Source organism: Streptomyces sp. NPDC048484, assembly GCF_040651415.1.
Classification (GTDB): Bacteria; Actinomycetota; Actinomycetes; order Streptomycetales; family Streptomycetaceae; genus Streptomyces.
In genome coordinates this window covers 1-1656 of sequence record NZ_JBEZJY010000139.1, presented here as the reverse complement: position 1 = coordinate 1656, position 1656 = coordinate 1, and the positions used below count along the sequence as shown (strand labels likewise).

Annotated in this window: 2 protein-coding genes; both read right to left on the bottom strand. The window is 63.0% G+C overall.

The features are described from left to right. A partial coding sequence (locus AB0D14_RS44920) for a beta-ketoacyl synthase N-terminal-like domain-containing protein (protein WP_362791315.1) occupies positions 1 to 821 on the bottom strand: 821 nt, incomplete at its 3' end. Then, the coding region (locus AB0D14_RS44915) for a beta-ketoacyl reductase (RefSeq protein ID WP_362791313.1) at positions 796 to 1656 on the bottom strand (861 nt) is incomplete at its 5' end. The genes AB0D14_RS44920 and AB0D14_RS44915, both read right to left, overlap by 26 nt.

Sequence of the window (1656 nt, the reverse complement as noted above, 5' to 3'; positions counted from 1 at the left end):
AGCATCCCCACACCCTCACCCCACCCCGTACCATCCGCATCATCCGAAAACGCCTTACACCGACCATCAGCCGACAACCCACGCTGCTGACTGAATTCAACAAAGGTCTCGGGAGACGCCATCACGGCCACGCCTCCGGCCAGCGCCAGAGAACACTCACCCGACCGCAACGACTGCACCGCCAGATGCAACGCCACCAACGACGACGAACACGCCGTATCCAGCGTCACCGACGGACCCTCAAGGCCCAGCACATACGACACCCGGCCCGACGCAATAGCCCCCGTACTGCTGTTGAACGCATAATCGTGATACATCATCCCGGCAAACACACCCGTCGCAGTCCCCCGCAACGACGCCGGATCAACACCCGCCCGCTCCAACACCTCCCACGACGCCTCCAGCAACAACCGCTGCTGCGGATCCATCCCCAACGCCTCATTCGGACTGATCCCGAAGAACCCCGCATCGAAATCACCCGCCCCATACAAAAACCCACCCTGATTCACATAACTCGTGTCCGGCCGCACCCCATCAGGATCATAAAGACCATCCAGATCCCACCCACGATCCACCGGGAAACCCGCAACCGCATCCCGCTCCTCAACAACCAACCCCCACAAACCATCCGGCGAATCCACCCCACCCGGAAAACGACAACTCATCGCCACAATCGCAATGGGATCCCGCGCGGCAGCGGAGAGCTTTCGATTTTGCGCTCGTAGCCGCTCGGTCTCCTTGAGCGACTCCCGAAGTGCACCAACCAGCTTCGATTCCGAATTTGTCATCGCAATCTCACACTTCCCGAATCGCGTCGTCATAGCCCGAGCCGCCGAGTGCCATGCTGATCAAGCTCTCGGTGTCCATCTCGTCGATCTCTCCCTCGACTTCGGCCCCGGCAGGTTCTGCTCCCTCACCCTGGGCGCCTGAAAGTTCGAGGAGGGTTTGCATCAGGCCGGCGTCACGAAGTCGGCTGAACGGGATGTCCTGAAGAATCCGCCGGATTCTCTGTTCCTCTGCACCGTCATCACCATTGGCATGGTGATCGGGTGCCAATTCCTCTCCGAGATGACTGGCGAGGGTCTTCGAGGTCGGATAGTCGAAGACGAGCGTGGGCGGCAAGCGTAGTCCGGTGACCTCGTTCAACTGGTTACGGAACTCCACAGCGGTGAGCGAGTCGAAGCCCAGCTCGTTGAAGGCGCGGTCCGGTTCAATCGCGTCGGCGCTGGCGTGCCCCAGAATCTCCGCGACCTGGGCACGTACGACGTCCAGCAGCAGTTCGTCCTGCTCCGCCAGCGACAGTCCGGCCAGGCGATGTCCGAGCGACGCAACCGTGTTCGGACCGAGGCCTGCGATGCGACGGGACGAACCACGGACAAGACGGCGCAGCAGGTCAGGGATCTCGGTGGTCGGTGTCGCGCTGGGGTCGAAGCGCATCGGTACCAGCGCCGCCCCGCCACCCTCGACCGCGCTGTCGAACAACGCGAGCGCAGTTTCGGCGGTAAGGGCGGTAACGCCGACGCGGTCGATCCGCCGCCGATCGGTGTCACTGAGCTCTTCCGTCATGCCGCTGGTCTGTTCCCACAGTCCCCAGGCCAGTGACTGCCCGGCCAGCCCCTGCGCCCGGCGGTGAACGGCCAGCCCGTCCAAGAACGC